The sequence below is a fragment of the Pseudomonas putida genome (genome assembly GCA_029953615.1).
Classification (GTDB): Bacteria; Pseudomonadota; Gammaproteobacteria; order Pseudomonadales; family Pseudomonadaceae; genus Aquipseudomonas.
Genome location: CP124529.1, coordinates 413,242 through 429,978 on the forward strand (window position 1 = coordinate 413,242; position 16,737 = coordinate 429,978).

The 16,737-nt window shown below is 62.6% G+C and carries 17 protein-coding genes; 9 read left to right on the forward strand and 8 right to left on the reverse strand.

Annotated features, from left to right (window positions below):
* Positions 1 to 109 precede the first annotated feature (109 nt).
* The gene (locus QIY50_01940) at positions 110 to 502 is read left to right on the forward strand and encodes a helix-turn-helix domain-containing protein (GenBank protein ID WGV21079.1); all 393 of its coding nucleotides are present in this window, start codon (positions 110 to 112) and stop codon (positions 500 to 502) included.
* Here the strand turns inward: QIY50_01940 and QIY50_01945 are convergent.
* The 3 genes from QIY50_01945 to QIY50_01955 are packed head-to-tail and all read right to left on the reverse strand — an operon-like array spanning position 499 to position 1,461.
* On the reverse strand, positions 499 to 861 hold the full coding sequence (locus QIY50_01945; GenBank protein WGV21080.1) for a hypothetical protein: 363 nt from the start codon (positions 859 to 861) through the stop codon (positions 499 to 501). The two genes, QIY50_01940 and QIY50_01945, sit on opposite strands and share 4 nt — an antisense overlap.
* The gene (locus QIY50_01950; protein WGV21081.1) at positions 854 to 1,201 is read right to left on the reverse strand and encodes a head completion/stabilization protein; all 348 of its coding nucleotides are present in this window, start codon (positions 1,199 to 1,201) and stop codon (positions 854 to 856) included. Before QIY50_01950 ends, QIY50_01945 begins: the two co-directional genes overlap by 8 nt.
* Before the next feature lie 11 nt (positions 1,202 to 1,212).
* Positions 1,213 to 1,461 (reverse strand): helix-turn-helix transcriptional regulator, encoded by a 249-nt coding sequence (locus QIY50_01955; protein WGV21082.1) that lies wholly within the window; start codon positions 1,459 to 1,461, stop codon positions 1,213 to 1,215.
* A gap of 220 nt (positions 1,462 to 1,681) precedes the next feature.
* On the opposite strand from QIY50_01955, the gene QIY50_01960 reads away from it, so the two are divergent.
* The 3 genes from QIY50_01960 to QIY50_01970 all read left to right on the forward strand — a co-directional run bounded on the left by QIY50_01960 (position 1,682) and on the right by QIY50_01970 (position 5,140).
* Entirely contained in the window at positions 1,682 to 3,754 is a 2,073-nt protein-coding gene (locus QIY50_01960) for a TonB-dependent receptor (GenBank protein ID WGV21083.1), read from the forward strand.
* Between the two features lie 389 nt (positions 3,755 to 4,143).
* Positions 4,144 to 4,791: a transposase gene (locus QIY50_01965; GenBank protein ID WGV21084.1), complete on the forward strand. Its 648-nt coding sequence runs from the start codon at positions 4,144 to 4,146 to the stop codon at positions 4,789 to 4,791.
* Positions 4,784 to 5,140 carry a transposase gene (locus QIY50_01970; GenBank protein WGV21085.1) on the forward strand — a complete coding sequence of 119 codons (357 nt, stop codon included), beginning with the start codon at positions 4,784 to 4,786 and terminating at the stop codon, positions 5,138 to 5,140. Before QIY50_01965 ends, QIY50_01970 begins: the two co-directional genes overlap by 8 nt.
* Positions 5,141 to 5,191: 51 nt before the next feature.
* Here QIY50_01970 and chrR read toward each other — a convergent pair whose 3' ends face one another.
* Positions 5,192 to 5,752, reverse strand: a complete 561-nt coding sequence (chrR, locus tag QIY50_01975; GenBank protein WGV21086.1) for a class I chromate reductase ChrR — start codon at positions 5,750 to 5,752, stop codon at positions 5,192 to 5,194.
* A 157-nt stretch (positions 5,753 to 5,909) separates the two neighbouring features.
* Here chrR and QIY50_01980 point away from each other — a divergent pair, with 157 nt between their 5' ends.
* Positions 5,910 to 6,128 carry a hypothetical protein gene (locus tag QIY50_01980; protein ID WGV21087.1) on the forward strand — a complete coding sequence of 73 codons (219 nt, stop codon included), beginning with the start codon at positions 5,910 to 5,912 and terminating at the stop codon, positions 6,126 to 6,128.
* Here QIY50_01980 and QIY50_01985 read toward each other — a convergent pair.
* The 4 genes from QIY50_01985 to QIY50_02000 all read right to left on the reverse strand — a co-directional run bounded on the left by QIY50_01985 (position 6,112) and on the right by QIY50_02000 (position 10,517).
* A complete protein-coding gene (locus tag QIY50_01985) occupies positions 6,112 to 8,361 on the reverse strand; it encodes an Orn/Lys/Arg decarboxylase N-terminal domain-containing protein (GenBank protein ID WGV21088.1) in 2,250 nt (749 codons plus the stop codon). The genes QIY50_01980 and QIY50_01985 overlap by 17 nt on opposite strands.
* 112 nt (positions 8,362 to 8,473) lie before the next feature.
* Positions 8,474 to 9,232: a DNA polymerase III subunit epsilon gene (dnaQ, locus tag QIY50_01990; GenBank protein ID WGV21089.1), complete on the reverse strand. Its 759-nt coding sequence runs from the start codon at positions 9,230 to 9,232 to the stop codon at positions 8,474 to 8,476.
* A 51-nt stretch (positions 9,233 to 9,283) separates the two neighbouring features.
* A complete protein-coding gene (rnhA, locus tag QIY50_01995) occupies positions 9,284 to 9,730 on the reverse strand; it encodes a ribonuclease HI (GenBank protein WGV21090.1) in 447 nt (148 codons plus the stop codon).
* Between the two features lie 13 nt (positions 9,731 to 9,743).
* The gene (locus QIY50_02000) at positions 9,744 to 10,517 is read right to left on the reverse strand and encodes an SAM-dependent methyltransferase (protein ID WGV21091.1); all 774 of its coding nucleotides are present in this window, start codon (positions 10,515 to 10,517) and stop codon (positions 9,744 to 9,746) included.
* A gap of 85 nt (positions 10,518 to 10,602) precedes the next feature.
* Between QIY50_02000 and gloB the strand changes: the two genes are divergently transcribed.
* From gloB to QIY50_02020, 4 genes are all read left to right on the forward strand, one after another.
* On the forward strand, positions 10,603 to 11,382 hold the full coding sequence (gene gloB, locus QIY50_02005; GenBank protein ID WGV21092.1) for a hydroxyacylglutathione hydrolase: 780 nt from the start codon (positions 10,603 to 10,605) through the stop codon (positions 11,380 to 11,382).
* 100 nt (positions 11,383 to 11,482) lie between these two features.
* The gene (locus tag QIY50_02010; GenBank protein WGV21093.1) at positions 11,483 to 12,913 is read left to right on the forward strand and encodes a transglycosylase SLT domain-containing protein; all 1,431 of its coding nucleotides are present in this window, start codon (positions 11,483 to 11,485) and stop codon (positions 12,911 to 12,913) included.
* A 161-nt stretch (positions 12,914 to 13,074) separates the two neighbouring features.
* Positions 13,075 to 14,904 carry an extracellular solute-binding protein gene (locus QIY50_02015; GenBank protein WGV21094.1) on the forward strand — a complete coding sequence of 610 codons (1,830 nt, stop codon included), beginning with the start codon at positions 13,075 to 13,077 and terminating at the stop codon, positions 14,902 to 14,904.
* Complete coding sequence (locus QIY50_02020; protein WGV21095.1) at positions 14,901 to 16,736, forward strand: extracellular solute-binding protein; 1,836 nt, start codon at positions 14,901 to 14,903, stop codon at positions 16,734 to 16,736. The genes QIY50_02015 and QIY50_02020 overlap by 4 nt, the downstream gene beginning before the upstream one ends.
* The last annotated feature ends 1 nt before the right edge of the window (position 16,737 follow it).

Genomic DNA, 16,737 nt, shown 5'->3' on the forward strand with positions numbered 1-16,737 from the left:
TCAGTTTGATGCTTCTCATTGCAGAAATGCTCCTTAAAACGCAGGGCTGTATTCATAACGAGTAGTTTAAGCCCATGGAATATCATTAAACCAGTCATGGATATTTGTTATGAGTACCAACGTACTTGCTTCGGTACTGGCCAGGCTGAAGCTTCTGACCGCCACAGAATCAGATGCAGAGCTGTCCAGGGCCCTGGCAATCAGCCCGCAAACATTGAGCAGCTGGAAGGTACGCGACAGCGTTCCATATTCACTTTGCATAGATGTCGCCAGGCAGTATGCCTGCTCACTGGACTGGCTTCTGCTGGGTGAACCCGAACATCATCGCCCACGCCTGGAGGAAGACGGCTGGGAAAGCGACATGCTTGCACGGCTGCGCACCTTGTCGCTTGCTGATCGCCAAGCCGTGCTCCTGCTGGTCGAGGACAAGCAACGCATCCAGCAGCTGGAACGCCAATTGAACGCGCTGACCAGTCGCCTGCCCGATACCGCCAGCGGCTAGCCCCGCCGGCGCCAGCGCTGGATGAGTTCGCGCGGGTCCAGCGTATCCAGCCATACCATTACCTTGAGGCTGATGGGGATCACCACCACAGCAGCCACAAACGCCGCCATGCCACGGCTAAGCAAAGGCACCAGCGAGGAAACCAGTGGCTCGAACAGATGACCCACCCCCACGGTCACGAACACCAGCAACAGTTTCTTGCCCAGTGTCAGGCGCCTGGCCGTATTGGTGATCAACCGGTCGCGCGCTGCACTCACCAGCAAAGCCCCCAGTAGCGCGGCAAACAGTACGTTGCCATCCACGCCCAGCAACGCCACCAGCGCCGGGACCAGGCTGTCGAAAACAGATTGCTCAGCCATGGTCAACTCCCCGGCGCGCAGTGGGCAGGTAGCCGGTCGAGCCCAGGGTATACATGACCGCGGCTTCGACAAAACGGATGTAGCACACCCGCAATGCCCGCCCCTGGTCGTGCCCGGCCACATCTTCAAGGCGCTTGTAGCCCCGCTCCCGCAACACCGCACGCCAGCGCGCGAATTCGCGTGCCGCGTCGATGGCGGCGCAGCGTGCGGCCACTTCCAGCGCGGCCTCACTGACAGGGCGCTGCAGGTTCAGGCGCTCACGCAGCCTGCCCAGGTCTACCCGTGGCCAGAACGGATCATGGCAATCGGCAAAACGCGGTAATCGAGGGTCGTTGTCCATGTTTCACCCCCTCACTGCTCGGCCAGCATGCCGTAGCGAATAGCCTTGATCACCGCAGCTACCCGGGTCGGCACATCGAACTTGCGCAGGATGTTCGAAACATGGAAGTTCACCGTCGATTCCTTGCACGCCAGGATCTGGCCAATCTCCCACGAGCTCTTGCCGTAAGCACACCACAACAGCACTTGCCGTTCACGGGGCGTCAGGCGAACCGGGGCGTCCGCCAAGGGCTGCTGCGAGTGTCGTGCGTTGTCAGTCATGTTTGAACTCCACAGGTGATTGAGCGAGGCATCGCTGCCGGTCTGCCGTCACCTTACGAAGCGGGGGCCGCCCTGCTCCACCGCTTGGGCTTGTAAAGAACTTTCGTACAAAACCGTCTGACGAACGCTGCGCAAGATTTGTCGACTTTCCTCGTGCTCCAAGCGGCATTTCGCTCGTCTCAACGCCGTTGTCCATTCGCCTTTCGCCTGGAGTCGTACAATGCGTTGCGTTTTGCCCCTACCATCCTGCCTTGGCCTGCTGGCTGCTTTCGCTGCCACACAGCCCGCCCTGGCGGCACCTTCGGTCGAGTTGGGCCAGGTGCTGATCACCGATGAGGAGCAGAACGACCTGACCGCAGCCAGCGAACGCCTGCACGAAGTGCCGGGCGCAAGCAACCTGGTGGACATGCAGCGCGTGGGACAAGGCCGGGTTGCCAGCAACCAGGATGTACTGGCCTACCAGCCCGGGGTGTTCGCCCAATCGGCGGGCAACGATGGCATCAAGCTGTCGATCCGCGGTTCGGGCATCAACCGCGCACCGGGGGCCCACGGCTCCGGGGTGTACACGATGTTCGACGGCCTGCCCCTGACCGGCCCCGGCGGCACGCCCTATGAACTGTTCGAGCCGCTGTGGCTGAGCCGTGCCGAAGTACTGCGCGGCGCCAACGGCTTCGATCAGGGCGCACTGGCCCTTGGCGGTGCGATCAACTACGTCACCCACACCGGCTACGACGCCGCGCCGCTGCAGGTGCGCTACGAAGCCGGCAGCCGCGGCTACCAGCACCGGCACATCAGCTCGGGGCAGGTGCTGGGCAACCTCGACTACTACGTGGCCCTGACCGATGCGGAATATGACGGCTACCAGGCGCACAGCAGCGGCAGCGCCAAGGGCGTTGCCGCCAACATCGGCTACCGCTTCAACCCGAACCTGGAAACCCGCTTCTACCTGCGCTACCGGGAAACCGAAAACGAGCTGGCCGGGCGCCTGACCAAGGCGCAGATCAAGCACCACCCGCGCGCGGCCAACCCGGCCTACCTGGCCCGTGACGACAGCCGCCCGCAACCGGGCAGCACCTGGCTGGGCAACAAGACCACCTTCTACCTCGACGACGATGCGCGCCTGGAAGCCGGCCTGGTCTACCACGACTACCCGATGGACCTGCGCGAAGGCCCGATGCGCCTGAAGGTGGCCTACACCGATGTCAGCGGCACCTTGAACTACTTCCGCCGCGACACCCTGTTCGGCCACGAGAGCAAGACCACCGTCGGCTGGCGCACCACCAAGCACCTGCCCAACAGCGGTGCTTCGCAGTTCACCCGCAATGGCGACGTGTTCGGAGAGCGCACTCGTGACTTTACCTACCAGGGTTCGGACACCGTGCTGCATGTGGGCAATGACCTGGAGCTGGTGCCGAACCTGTGGCTGACCACGGGCCTGGCGATGATCTATACCCGCCGTGAAAGTGATGTCACCTACCCGGCCGAGGGCGGCAAGGTGAGCATGCATGACTGGGACTACGCGCCGCGCGTGGGGCTGCGCTATGACATCAGCCCGGACCTGCAGGTGTATGGCAACCTGAGCCGTTCGGTAGAGCCGCCCCACCCATGGTCGCTGATCTGGAGTTCGCCCAGCGTAGGCGGCAAGCAGATCCAGCCGATCGAGATGCAGAACCAGACCGCCACTACCCTGGAACTGGGTGCGCGTGGCGATTCAGGGCTTGGCCGCTGGGACCTGGCCTGGTACTACTCGCAAGTGCGTCATGAACTGCTGGCCGTAGAAGTGGTGCCGAACTTCACCTCGGAGTTCAATGCCAGCCCCACCGTGCACCAGGGCGTGGAAGCCGGCCTCGACAGCACCCTGTGGGAGCGTGCTGGTACTGGCAAGCTCAGCCTGCGCCAGGCCTATACCTTCAGTGACTTCCACTACCGCGATGACGACAAGTTCGGCGACAACCGCCTGCCGGGCATCCCCATGCACTACTACCAGGCCGAGCTGCGCTATGACTGGCCGAACGGCTTCTACGCCGGGGTCAACACGCAGATGGCGTCGAAGGTGCAGGTGGACTACGCCAACAGTTACCACGCCGATGAATATGCCGTGCTCGGCGCACGCCTGGGCTGGGATTCACCGAAGCAGGACTGGCAAACCTGGCTGGACCTGCGCAACCTGACCAACAAGCGCTATGCGGCGACGGTGACACCGACCTACGACGATGCAGGCCAGGATAAAGCCCGTTCGACACCGGGCGAAGGCTTTGGCGTGTATGCCGGGGTTTCCTACAGCTTCCGCTAATCCTCTGTGCACAGCTTTTGTAGGAGCGGCCTTGTGTCGCGAAAGGGCTGCGCAGCAGCCCCAGGATTTCAGCTTCGCAACATAAATTGCCGGGGCTGCTGCGCAGCCCTTTCGCGACACAAGGCCGCTCCTTGTATGTTGTGTCTGGCCTAGCGGGAGAGGTTATTCTCGTCGGGCTGAAGAAGCACTTCCGGGGAGGCCGATCGCTCCTGAAGGCAGGTATTGCCCCTGACCTTGTATGTAGAGAGGCCCCCCGCCTCATTGCCCACTGCGAAGAGTATCGAGAAGCCGACAAGTCGGACTTCGCATTACAAGGTTGCAGCAGCATGAAGTTCGAGGTCGGGGAACCGGAGGCCATTGTTACCTAACTCGCTTGGGAGAGGGAAGGAATGAGTGTCTGGGTTGGCGTCGATATCGGCTCACGTACTTCGGTCGTTGGGGTGCGTAAAGATGGGCGTCCGGCCGGACAGTGGGATATCGCTCAAACCCCTGCAGGCCGTAAGGCTGCGGTGAAAAAGCTGCTGGCACTCAAACCCAAGTCGATCGTGATGGAGGCGACCGGAATCTATTACCTGGACTTGGCCCTTGAGCTACATGCGGCTGACCTCCCTGTATCCGTGATCAACCCCAAGAGCTTCCACAATTTCGCCAAACTGATGCTGGTGAACAGCAAGACCGATGCAATAGATGCTCAACTGCTGTCCGAGTACGGCGAGCGTATGACACCGCGCTTGTGGACACCTCCAAGCCTTGTGCAGCTTGAACTGAGGGCTCTGGGGCGACACATCAATCGTTTGGTGGGGCATCGTACAAGGGCGAAGAACGAACTGCATGCATTGCAGGCGACCGCTACAACCGTGTCGATGCTGATCGAGGATCAGGAGGAAGCGATTGCTTCACTGGATAATCGAATTGAGCGCTTTCGTAAGGCGGGCCGCGAGCTGGTCGCCCAGTGTCCGACGCTTACTCGGCAGTACAAGCAGCTGCTCGCAGGGCCTGGGATTGGGAGAAGTCTCTGCACTTGCGGCATTGGCTGAACTGACCATCCTTCCTCAAATGCTCAAGTCCTCGCAGGTAGCTCGCCACGCGGGTCTCGATGTTCGACAGACCCAATCGGGAACGAGCATTGATAAGCCCGGCAGACTCGGCAAAAGTGGGAATGCTTATCTACGGGCAGCCATGTACATGCCTGCCTTGACCGCAGTGCGCTGCGACCCTTATGCGAAGGCTTTTTACGAGTCGTTGGTCAACAGGGGCAAGAAGAAAATGCAGGCTATCGCTGCTGTCATGCGCAAGTACCTGACAGGCATCTGGGCATGTATGCGCGGGGATGAGCCATTTGATACGGCCAAGCTTTTCAGCTCTGAACACCTCAGAAAAGCTTGACCGCCAACAGAGTATCTACAGGGATCGTGCGCTCAGCGATGATTGCTCAGGTCAAACCGCCCGGTTCAATTTCACCCAGGACGCGAACTTGTCGACAAACGCCTGCAAGAACGGCCGGGTCTTGTCATTGAGCTTGCCCGATTCCTCGAACAGGCTCGCCGCGCCGCCAATGTAGGCCTCGGGCATCTGCATGCACGGCATGTCCAGAAACACCAGCGACTGGCGCACGGCATGGTTGGCGCCGAAGCCACCAATAGCCCCCGGCGAAACGCTGACCACCGCCGTCGGCTTGCCACTCCAGGCGCTTTGCCCATAGGGCCGCGAACCCACATCGATGGCGTTCTTCAGGCCGCCAGGCACCGAGCGGTTGTATTCCGGGGTCACGAACAGCACCGCATCACTGCGGCGGATCTCGTCGCGAAAACGCTTCCACGCTTCCGGCGGTGCTTCGGCCTCGACATCCTCGTTGTACAACGGCAAGTCGCCAATCTCGACGATTTTCAGGGCAAGGCTGGACGGCGCCAGCTCCGAGAGTGCGCGGGCGACCTTGCGGTTGTAGGAGTCCTTGCGCAAGCTACCGACGACCACCGCTACCGAATACACCTGGCTCATGGCAATTTCCAACCTTTGCTGAGTAAAGGGACGTTGTAGTTATAGATGACCGTTCCTCGGCGCTTTGGTTTTTTTTCTGCGGGGCGAAAACTTCCGACGCTGTTCCACGGTCTATGCCTGCAGACATTTCTCACGTAATTCAGAGGTTTCCACCCAAATGGCAGCAGTAATGGTCGGCCAATTCCACGCCCGTGACGCCGAAGGCCGCATCTACCCCGTGCACGAGTTCCAGGAGTCGACCCTGCAAACCGACGGCAGCACGCTGGGCGCCCCCATCACCACCTATCGCCTGGCCATCGGCGACAAAGTCAACCACCTGGGTGAAAACCGCTTCGAACTGGCGCGCAGCGGCGTCGAGATCATTCGCATTCCTTGATGCAATCCACCGTGTAGCGGCCGCTTTCGTTCTGCAGGCCGTGCACGTCGGCGACAAAACCCGGGAAGCCCTGGTTGAATGCCCGGGCAAACGCCAGGTAATCGAGAATCGAGCGGGTCGCCTCGGTGAACCGCTCCCCCGGCATGATCAATGGAATACCCGGCGGGTATGGCACCAGCATCACCGCCGCCACCCGCCCCGACAGTGCCTCGATCGGCACAGCCTCCACCTCCCCACGTACCATCTGGTCATAAGCCTGGGCCGGGCTCACGGCCACCTCCGGCAAGCGCGTGAACAGCCGCTTCAGTTGCTTGGCCGTGGCATTGGCGCGGTAGCAGCCATGCAACTGGTCGCACAAGTCGCGCAGGCCCATGCCCTGGTAGCGTGAGGCATCGGCAGCCACCACGCTCGGCAGGCAGTTGCCCAGCGCGGTATTGCCATCATAGTGGCGCTTGAACTCCAGCAATTCGGTGAGCAAAGTGCTCCACTTGCCTTTCGTGATGCCCATGGAGAACAGCACCAGGAAGCTGTACAGGCCGGTTTTCTCCACCACAAGCCCCCGCTCCCAGAGGAACTTGCTGACCACTGCCGCCGGAATGCCATGTTCGCCCAGTGCACCGCCCGCGCTCAGCCCAGGCATTACCAGGGTCACCTTCAGCGGGTCGAGCAGCACATAGTCGTCTGCCACCTCGCCAAAGCCATGCCACTCCGCCCCCGGCTGCAGCAGCCAGTCCTGTGCGGCCAGGCGGTGGATGCCTTCGGCACTCGGCGGCTGCCAGATGCTGAACCACCAGTCGTCGGCGGCAATATGCTCGCGCAGGTTGGCCAGGGCACGGCGAAAGCTCAGCGCCTCATCGAACATTTCCTGCAGCAGCGAGCGCCCGGCCGGCCCTTCCATCATGGTCGAGGCCACGTCCAGCGAAGCGAGGATGCTGTACTGCGGCGAAGTCGAAATGTGCATCATGAATGCTTCGTTGAAGCGGTCACGGTCCAGCTGCCGCCTGGCGCCGTCCTGTACATGAATCATCGAGGCCTGGCTGAACGCGGCCAGCAGCTTGTGGGTGGAATGGGTGCTGAACACCAATGGGCTGTCTGCCGCGCAGGCCGTACCCATGGCATAGCGGCCGGTGAAGAACTCGTGGAACGCCGCATAGGCGAACCAGGCCTCGTCGAAATGCAGCACCTCGACACTGGCACCCAGGGTCTGCTTGATCAACCCGGCGTGGTAGCACAGGCCGTCGTAGGTGGAGTTGGTCACCACCGCCAGCTTGATACGCTGCCCGCGATCACGGGCTAGCGGGTTGGCCTGGATCTTCGCCTGGATCGCCTCGGGGCTGAACTCGCTGAGCGGGATCGGGCCGATGATGCCCAGCTCGTTGCGCTCAGGGCACAGGTACAGCGGAATGGCACCGGTCATGATGATCGCATGCACCACCGATTTGTGGCAGTTGCGGTCCACCAGTACCAGGTCGTCGCGGCCAACCATGGCGTGCCAGACGATCTTGTTGGCCGTGGAGGTGCCATTGATGACGAAGAAGGTGTGGTCGGCGCCAAAGTTGCGTGCGGCCCTGGCCTCGGCTTCGGCCAAGGGGCCGGTGTGATCGAGCAGCGAGCCCAGCTCCGGCACGGAAACGGACAAGTCCGAGCGCAGGGTGTTTTCCCCGAAGAACTGGTGAAAGGCCTGGCCCACCGGGCTTTTGCGGTAGGCGACGCCGCCGCCGTGGCCCGGGGTGTGCCAGGAATAATTGGACTGCGCGGTGTGCTGTACCAGGGCCTTGAAGAACGGCGGCAGCAGGCCATCAAGGTAGGTGTGTGCGGCACGCGCCACCTGGCGCGCAAGAAACGGCACGGTGTCTTCGAACAGATAGAGGATGCCGCGCAGCTGGTTGAGCTCGCTCATGGCTTCGGCGGGGGCGTTTTCCAGGGTCACCTGTTCGCCCAAGGCGAAAATCGGCAGGTTGGGCGCGCGCAGGCGGGCCAGGCGGATCAGCTCGGCCATGCTCTGCAGCAAGTGGGTATTCTCGCCGACGCCCTCGGCGGCAATCAGCATGCAGGCCAGGCCGTGGTGGGTGGCGGCAACCAGGCAAGCCTCGGCATGGTCGGCGGCGGCAAGGATGGCAAAACCGTCCTGACGCAGTTCCTCGGCGATACCCCGCACGCGCTCGCCAGCGACGCTGTCGGCCTTGATGGCGCGGTGGACAATGAGGATGGGGAACTTGAGGTCCTTGTACATCAGGTGGCTACCTCCGAAGGACAGGTGTCCATTTCAGGGTAGTTGAGCCTTGTATTGCCTGTGCTGGCCTCTTCGCGGGTTCACCCGCGAAAGGGCCAGAGCAGGCCAAAGATCAGCCAGCAGGTGCCTCGGTCAGAGCCTGCCACATGGATGGCCCGCCCGCCGACTTGGCAATCGCCGCCAGGCGCTCGGCATGCGCCTCCAGCTCCTCGGCACTGGCCATGATCACCCGCCCGGGCACGCGCCCGGTAATACGGCGAATCTCGCTACCACCAGCACCCGCCCCTTCATCCCCGGCTTCGGCCCCATGCCCGGCCAGCGACAGGCTGGTCTGGCCACCGGTCATCGCCAGGTAGACGTCAGCCAGCAGTTCCGAGTCGAGCAATGCGCCGTGCAGTTCACGGCCCGAGTTGTCGATGTCGTAGCGTTTGCACAGCGCATCCAGGCTGTTGCGCTGCCCCGGGTGGCGCGAGCGCGCCAGCAGCAGGGTGTCGAGGATGGTGCAGTGCTGCGAAATGTCCGCGCGGTCCTGCTGGCCGAGCAAGGCAAATTCGTTGTTGATGAAGCCAACGTCGAACGCTGCGTTGTGGATGACCAGCGTGGCGCCCTGGATAAACTCGAAGAACTCCTCGGCGACATCAGCAAAGCGCGGCTTGCCGACCAGGAAGGCATCGGTGATACCGTGGACGTTGATGGCGCCCTCGTCACTCTCGCGGTCCGGCTGCAGGTAGACGTGGAAGTGCCGCCCGGTCAGGCGCCGGCCGATGACCTCGACACAGCCGATCTCGATGATCCGGTGGCCTTCGCTGACCGGCATACCCGTGGTTTCGGTATCGAGAATGACGAACCGTTTATCTTGCTGCTGCTCCACGCGGGGCGCTCCAACTTGCATCAGTTACAAAGGCTGGAATTGTACCCCAGCTCAACGCTTGGCGCGCACCTCATCGACCCCTCGGTTGGCCAGCTGGTCGGCGCGTTCGTTGCCGGGGTGGCCGATGTGCCCGCGCACCCACTTCCAGGTCACCTTGTGGCGGTTGACCTGTTCATCCAGCTGCTGCCACAGGTCGGCGTTCTTCACTGGCTCCTTGGCCGCGGTTTTCCAGCCGCGCTTCTTCCAGTTGGTCATCCATTCGTTGATGCCCTTCATCACGTACTGCGAGTCGGTGGTCAGCACCACTTCGCATTCGCGCTTGAGGGCCATCAAGCCCTGGATCGCGGCCATCAGCTCCATGCGGTTGTTGGTGGTTTCGCGTTCGCCGCCCCACAGTTCCTTCTCGACACCCTTGTAGATCATAAGGACCCCCCAGCCGCCAGGGCCGGGGTTGCCCTTGCAGGCACCATCGGTAAACATCTCGACGCTTTCGCTCATGTACCACTCATGTTCAGTGCTTTTCGGTATCCGGGTTGGCCGCCGTGCGGTTGACCTTGGCCAGTGGCAGCGGCAGCAGTTTGCCCATCGGCTCGCGACGCTCAGGGCGCAACGGCCGCAGGCCCACCACCATCTTGCGCGCTACCAGCAGGTACACACCACCACCGGAGCCCTGCCAGCCGCCGGCCACCCGTTCCCAGCCTGCCAGGCGCTGCTGCCAGGCCGGTGAGGCAAGCGGCGGACGATAGCACCCGAAGCGGCGTTTCTCCAGCGCGAAGCCCAGCAGGTTGAGCCAGTCGCCGACCCGCGACGGCGAGATGCAACGGGCCTTGCGCAAGGCGCCGTGGCTGAAGAAATGGCGCATGCCCCAACTGCTCCAGGGGTTGATCCCGACAATCAGCAGGTGCCCGCCTGGGCGCACCGCGCTGGCCGCCTCGCGCAGCAAACCGTGGGGCGACAGGCTGAAATCCAGGCCATGCTGCAGCACCACCACGTCGGCGGCGTGTTCGCTCAGCGGCCAGGCCTGCTCTTCGCAGACTATTTCCACCCCCGGCAGCGGCGCGCCGAGGCGCACGTTACGCTGCACCTGCGGCGCGCTGGGCGGCGGCTCTGCACAGGGCCCGTAGTGCACAAGGTAGCCACCGAAGAAGCGCCCGAGCTCTTCTTTCAGCAGTTTTTCCTCCTCCTTGAGCATCAGTTGGCCAAGTGGGCCATTGAACCACTCACGGGCCAGGCTGATCAGCTTGACCCAGTCCGGGTCGGCCTGGGCAAAGGGTTGGTCGGTCATTGCGCTCTCCCTCGAAGGTTCTCGCACCGCGCCATCGCGGCTAAGATGCCCTCATGTGCCACGCTAGGCGAATCGGATCCGCACCATGATACAGATCGATGCTCTCCCCGCTTTCTCCGACAACTACATCTGGTTGTTACAGGATACTGCCAAACGCCGCTGCGCGGTGGTCGACCCAGGTGACGCCGGCCCAGTGGAACGCTGGCTGTCCGCCAACCCCGGCTGGGTACTGAGCGACATCCTCGTCACCCACCACCACAACGACCACGTCGGCGGCGTGGAACGGCTCAAGCAACTGACCGGCGCGCGCGTCTGCGGGCCGGCCCACGAACGCATTCCCTGCCGTGATCTGGCGCTGGACGAGGGCGACCAGGTGACCGCGCTGGGCGTGACGTTCCAGGTGCTGGCCGTGCCCGGGCATACCTTGGGGCACATCGCCTTTTTCAGCGAGCAGCCGGCAACGCCTGTGCTGTTCAGTGGCGACACGCTGTTCGCCGCCGGATGCGGACGCATGTTCGAAGGCACCCCCGAACAGATGCAGCCTGCCCTCGCCCGCCTGGCATCCCTGCCTGAGCAGACCGAGGTGTACTGCGCCCACGAATACACCCTGAGCAACCTGCGTTTCGCCAAGGCGGTGGAACCTGAAAATCCGCACGTTCAGCGGCGGTTTGAGGACGTTAGCCGTTTGCGTGCAGAAAATCGCATCACATTGCCATCAACGATCGGCCTGGAACGCCTGACCAACCCCTTTCTGCGCACCTCTGAAACATTAGTTAAACAAAAAGCAGACGAATGGAAGGGACATTCAAACCCCACGCATGTCGCTGTTTTTGCTGCCTTGAGGTCTTGGAAGGACACCTTCTGATAACCTCAAGATATATCGCAAAGCTTGGCCAACGGTTGACCAGGCCCGGAGCGGTTTCTAGAATCGCCGAAATTTTTCGTCCGGAAACCTGTGTCAGCCGATGTCTTCCCGTAGCCGCAGAACCTCTCATTCCGTCGCCCTGACGCGCCTGGCCCAAATCAGTGCGCTGGCCCTGGCCGCCACCCTGGTGGGCTGCCAGAGCACCCGTCAGCTAGACGAATCCGAAAGCGTTCGCGCGCACAACTACCAGGCACGGTTCAAGCACAAGCCTTCACCGCTGCTGGTCAAGCCGGCCGAGCAGGCGCCACAGGACGTGTGGGAACGCATGCGCCAGGGCTTTGCCCTGCAAGACAACATCGATGTCAACCCGCGCATCGAACAACAGCGCCTGTGGTTCGCCAGCAACCCGAGCTACATCGAAAGCGCCGGCGAACGTGGCAGCCTCTACCTGCACTACATTGTCGAGCGTCTTGAAGAGCGCGACATGCCGCTGGAACTGGCCCTGCTGCCAGCCATCGAAAGCGCCTACAACCCGATGGCATACTCGCGCGCCCACGCCGCAGGCATGTGGCAGTTCATCCCGTCCACCGGCCGCCACTTCAACCTGCGCCAGACCAACTTCTACGATGGCCGTCGCGACGTGACCGCCTCGACCAACGCCGCGCTGGACTACCTTAGCCGCCTGCACGACATGTTCAATGGCGACTGGCTGCTGGCCCTGGCTGCCTACAACGCCGGCGAAGGCACGGTCAGCCGCGCCATCGAACGCAACGAAAGGCTCGGCCTGCCCACCGACTACTGGAACCTGCCGCTGCCCCAGGAAACCCGCGACTACGTGCCCAAGCTGCTGGCCCTGTCCCAGGTGGTACTGACGCCGGAAGCCTATGGCGTTAACCTGAACCCGATTGCCAACGAACCCTACTTCGAGGCGGTGGCCATCAACGACCGCCTCGACCTGTCGCGGGTAGCGGCCTTCGCCAACATCGACGAAGACGAGCTGATCCAGCTCAACCCGGCATTCAAGAAACGCATGACCGTGGATGGCCCGCAGCAGTTGCTGGTACCCACCGCCAAGGCGCAACTGCTGAGCGACAGCCTGTCCAACCTCAAACCCGAGCAACTGGTCAGCCTGCAGCCGAACAAGGCCGTATTCGCCCGTGCCGTGGCCGAAGCCAAGGCGCCGGTGGCGGCGCGCAGCTACCGGGTCAAGCGCGGCGACAATCTGGGCGCAATCGCCAAGGCCAACCGCGTTTCGGTCAAGGACATCAAGCGCTGGAACCGCCTCTCCGGCAACAGCGTGCGCGCTGGCCAGGTGCTGGCACTGCGCGGTGGTAGCGCGCCGAGCGCTGCCGGCAATCGGGTAGCCGCCTCCGGCCAGCGCTCCACCCAGTACAAGGTACGCAAAGGCGATTCGCTGTACCTTGTGGCCAAGCGCTTCAACGTCGAAATGAAGCACCTCAAGCGTTGGAACCCGCGCAGCGGCCATGCCCTCAAGCCAGGCCAGACCCTGACCGTCTACCTGTCGCATTGAAGTAGTTACAGGGGCTGCTTTGCAGCCCATTCGCGGGCGTGCCCGCGAATGGGCCTGAAAACATACCCACTGGAAAACCCCTGCCCCCTCTCTTTTTCCAACCCCACCAAGCTGTTACTGTACCCCGATCAAAGCCCAACGCCTCTGGATCGGATGCCGACTTGATACGTCCCCTCCTGCTGTCTCTCAGCCTGGCCTTGAGCTTTCCCGCAGCCGCGATGGTGAGCGAAAGCCACGGATACGCGCAGTTCGGCACGCTCAAGTACCCAGCCACATTCACCCATTTTGACTGGGTCAACCCGCAAGCGCCCAAGGGCGGCACCTTGCGGGCCATGGCTTTCGGTACCTTCGACACCCTCAACCCCTACACCTTCAAGGGGTCGAGCCCGATTACCACGCCCAATTTCCAGCAATACGGCATCAGCGAGCTGAACGAGCCGCTGATGGTCGGCACCGGCCAGTACGACCCATCCGGCGACGAACCGACCTCCAGCTACGGCCTGATCGCCCGCTCGGTGGAGTACAGCGAAGACCGCAGCTGGGTGGTGTTCAACCTGCGCCCGGAAGCCCGCTGGCATGACGGCAAGCCGATCACCTCGGCAGACGTGGCCTTCTCTTACCGTACGCTGCTCAAGGATGGCCATCCGATCTACCGCACCAACCTGCAGGAAGTGCAGCGGGTGGACATCCTCGGCCCGCTGCGCATCCGCTTCGTGTTCAAGCGTGCGGGTAACCCGCTGCTGATCCTGCGCCTGGGCGAAATGCCGGTGCTGCCCAAGCACTACTGGCAAAAGCGCGACTTCAAGGCCACCACCTTCGAGCCCCCGCTAGGCAGTGGCCCCTACCGCATCACCCAGGTCCAGCCTGGGCGCCGGCTGGTGTTCGAACGGGTAAAGAACTACTGGGGCAAGGACCTGGCGGTGAACCGTGGCAAGTACAACTTCAACCGCGTGGAGTACGAGTTCTACCGCGACGCCACGGTCGCCTTCGAAGCGTTCAAGGCCGGCGAGTTCGACATCTATATCGAGCACCAGGCGAAGAACTGGGCCAACGGCTACAACTTCCCGGCCGTGCGCCGGGGCGAGGTAATCAAGGCGCAAATCCCGCACCGCATCCCCACGCAAACCCAGGGCCTGTTCATGAACAGCCGCAGGGCCACTTTCAGCGACCCACGGGTACGCCAGGCGCTGGGGCTGATGCTCGATTTCGAATGGACCAACCGCGCACTGTTCAGCGGTGCCTACCGCCGTTCGACCAGCTACTACCCCAACAGCGAATTCGCCGCCACCGGCCTGCCCACCGGCAAGGAGTGGCTGCTGCTGGCGCCGTTCCGCGACCAGTTGCCAGCCAGGCTGTTCAGCGAGCCCTACACGGTCAGCCACACCGATGGCCGTGGTATAAGCCGTCAGACCCTGCGCCAGGCCCTCGGCCTGCTCGCCGAGGCCGGCTGGAAGCTGAACGGGCAGCGCCTGGTCGACAGCAAGGGCCAGCAGTTGCGCATGGAGTTGCTGCTGGTAAACCCCAACCTTGAACGCATCCTGCAACCTTATGTCGAAAATCTGGCCAGCATCGGCATCGATGCGCGCTTGCGTACCGTCGACCGCGCCCAGTACAAACAACGCCTGGACCAGTTCGATTTCGACATGATTCTGATGACCCTGAACCAGACCCTGAGCCCCGGCCTCGAACAGTGGTTGTACTTCCACTCCAGCCAGGCCACAACCAAGGGCAGCAAGAACTATGCTGGGGTCAAGGACCCGGTGGTCGACCATCTGCTCGACACCCTGCTCGCCGCACGTACCCGCGATGACCAGGTCGCCGCCGCTCGCGCCCTGGACCGCGTGCTTTCATGGCAGTACTACATGATCCCCAACTGGTACCTCGACAACCATCGCCTGGCCTACCGCAACCGGTTCGCCTTCGTCACCACGCCGCCCTACACCCTCGGGCTGAACAGCTGGTGGATCAAGACTTCGGAGAAAGCCCAATGACGCCAACGCACCGACTGCGCCGGCTGGCCGGCAGCCTGTTGCTTGCCTGCCTGAGCCTTCCCGCCCTGGCCGCACCGCAGCACGCGCTCACCCTGTATGACGAACCGCCCAAGTACCCGGCCGACTTCAAGCACTTCGACTACGTCAACCCTGACGCACCCAAGGGCGGCACGTTCCGCCAATCCAGCTTCGGCGGTTTCGACAGCCTCAACCCGTTCATCAACAAGGGCGTGCCAGCCGAGAACATCGGCAGCATCTACGACACTCTGATGCGCCAGAGCCAGGACGAGCCATTCACCGAATACGGCCTAGTTGCCGGCAAGATCGAGAAAGCACCCGACAATAGCTGGGTACGCTTCTACTTGCGCCCGGAAGCCCGCTTCCATGACGGCCACCCGATGCGTGCCGACGACGTAGTGTTCACCTTCAACGCCCTGATAAAGGACGGTGCGCCGCTGTACCGCCAGTATTATGCCGACGTCACCGAAGTGGTCGCCGAAGACCCGCTGAAGGTGCTGTTCAAGTTCAAGCACAAGAACAACCGCGAGCTACCGCTGATTCTCGGCCAGTTGCCAGTACTGCCCAAGCACTGGTACGAAAACCGCGATTTCAACCGCGGCAACCTGGAAATTCCGCTGGGCAGCGGCCCGTACAAGGTCGCCGAGGTCAAGGCCGGGCGCTCGGTGCGCTACGAACGGGTCAAGGACTACTGGGCCAAGGATCTGCCGATCAACCGCGGCTTCTACAACTTCGACGTCATGACGTTCGACTCCTACCGTGACACCACCGTTGCCCTCGAGGCCCTCAAGGCCGGGGCTTTCGACTATGGCCTGGAAGTCAGCGCAAAAAACTGGGCCACCGCCTACAACGTGCCCGCCGTGCGCGACGGCCGGCTGATCAAGGAAGAGCTGCCCAACGGCAACCCCACCGGCATGCAGGGCTTCATCTTCAACATCCGTCGCCCGGTGTTCCAGGATATCCGCGTGCGCCAGGCGCTGAGCCTGCTACTGGACTATGAGTGGACCAACAAGCAGCTGTTCAACGGCGCCTATACCCGTACCGGCAGCTACTTCGAAAACTCGGAAATGGCCGCCCGCGGCCTGCCCAGCCCCAGCGAGCTGAAAATCCTCGAACCGCTGCGCGGCAAAGTGCCCGAGCAGGTGTTCAGCGAGGCCTTCCACAACCCGGTCAGCGATGGCAGCGGCATGATCCGCGAACAGCAGCGCCAGGCCTACAAGCTGCTGCAGGAAGCCGGCTGGAAAATCGTCGATGACAAGATGGTCGACGCCCAGGGCAAGCCGGTGAGCATCGAGTTCCTGCTGGCACAGACCGAGTTCGAACGCATCCTGCTGCCGTTCAAGCGCAACCTCGCCGACCTCGGCATCGACCTGAACATCCGCCGGGTCGACGTTTCCCAGTACATCACCCGCCTGCGCTCGCGCGACTACGACATGATCGTCGGTGGCTACCCGCAGTCCAACTCGCCAGGTAACGAGCAGCGCGAGTTCTGGTCCAGTGCCGCCGCCGACAACCCAGGCAGCCGCAACTTCATCGGCCTGCGCGACCCGGCCATCGACCAGCTGGTGGAACAGCTGATCAACGCCGATTCGCGCCAGAGCCTGATCGACCACTGCCGCGCCCTCGACCGCGTGTTGCTGTGGGGCTATTACGTGATCCCCAACTGGCACATCAAGACCTGGCGTGTGGCTTACTGGAACCACATCGGCCACCCGAAGGTATCGCCCAAATACGACATCGGCATCGACACCTGGTGGATCAAGCCCGGCGTGACGCCAGCGGTCAGCGAAACCCCTGCGGACGAGGCCAACTGAC

Excerpts from the sequence above, each read along its gene's own strand:
- gloB (WGV21092.1), top strand. The coding sequence starts at position 10,603 with ATGATACAGATCGATGCTCTCCCCGCTTTCTCCGACAACTACATCTGG.
- QIY50_01955 (WGV21082.1), bottom strand. The coding sequence starts at position 1,461 with ATGACTGACAACGCACGACACTCGCAGCAGCCCTTGGCGGACGCCCCG.
- QIY50_02000 (WGV21091.1), bottom strand. The coding sequence starts at position 10,517 with ATGACCGACCAACCCTTTGCCCAGGCCGACCCGGACTGGGTCAAGCTG.
- rnhA (WGV21090.1), bottom strand. The coding sequence starts at position 9,730 with ATGAGCGAAAGCGTCGAGATGTTTACCGATGGTGCCTGCAAGGGCAAC.
- QIY50_02020 (WGV21095.1), top strand. The coding sequence starts at position 14,901 with ATGACGCCAACGCACCGACTGCGCCGGCTGGCCGGCAGCCTGTTGCTT.
- QIY50_01965 (WGV21084.1), top strand. The coding sequence starts at position 4,144 with ATGAGTGTCTGGGTTGGCGTCGATATCGGCTCACGTACTTCGGTCGTT.
- chrR (WGV21086.1), bottom strand. The coding sequence starts at position 5,752 with ATGAGCCAGGTGTATTCGGTAGCGGTGGTCGTCGGTAGCTTGCGCAAG.
- QIY50_01985 (WGV21088.1), bottom strand. The coding sequence starts at position 8,361 with ATGTACAAGGACCTCAAGTTCCCCATCCTCATTGTCCACCGCGCCATC.
- QIY50_01980 (WGV21087.1), top strand. The coding sequence starts at position 5,910 with ATGGCAGCAGTAATGGTCGGCCAATTCCACGCCCGTGACGCCGAAGGC.
- QIY50_01940 (WGV21079.1), top strand. The coding sequence starts at position 110 with ATGAGTACCAACGTACTTGCTTCGGTACTGGCCAGGCTGAAGCTTCTG.
- QIY50_02010 (WGV21093.1), top strand. The coding sequence starts at position 11,483 with ATGTCTTCCCGTAGCCGCAGAACCTCTCATTCCGTCGCCCTGACGCGC.
- QIY50_01945 (WGV21080.1), bottom strand. The coding sequence starts at position 861 with ATGGCTGAGCAATCTGTTTTCGACAGCCTGGTCCCGGCGCTGGTGGCG.
- QIY50_01960 (WGV21083.1), top strand. The coding sequence starts at position 1,682 with ATGCGTTGCGTTTTGCCCCTACCATCCTGCCTTGGCCTGCTGGCTGCT.
- QIY50_01950 (WGV21081.1), bottom strand. The coding sequence starts at position 1,201 with ATGGACAACGACCCTCGATTACCGCGTTTTGCCGATTGCCATGATCCG.